Below are 268 nucleotides of genomic sequence, written 5' to 3' on the forward strand. Positions count from 1 at the left end.
GCAGGTGTGCGACTTCACGTAAGTATTCGATCGAGTGGCGAGTTTTAGCCATTGGGTATGTTTCTGCGTCTTCAACCCAACCAACTACTTTAACGTTAGTTGCAGCAAGCTCGAAGTCTTGACCTTTCGCAGGAGACTCAACAATCTTACCGGTTACTTCAACAGAGCAGCCAGTCGTTAGCTTTAATACTTCGTCTTCGTAATTATTAAGATTATTAGGGACCACGGCCTGAATCGGGTCGAAACAAGAGCCGTCGTAAATGGCAAG

1 protein-coding gene is annotated in these 268 nt (G+C 45.9%); it reads right to left on the minus strand.

Translation table 11 applies throughout. The annotated features are described in order from the left end of the window. Positions 1-268 (minus strand): OB-fold nucleic acid binding domain-containing protein (locus AYW76_RS18710; RefSeq protein WP_331709472.1); only part of this gene is annotated, 268 nt, incomplete at both ends.

The organism is Marinomonas gallaica (genome assembly GCF_001639745.1).
GTDB classification, from domain to species: Bacteria; Pseudomonadota; Gammaproteobacteria; order Pseudomonadales; family Marinomonadaceae; genus Marinomonas; species Marinomonas gallaica.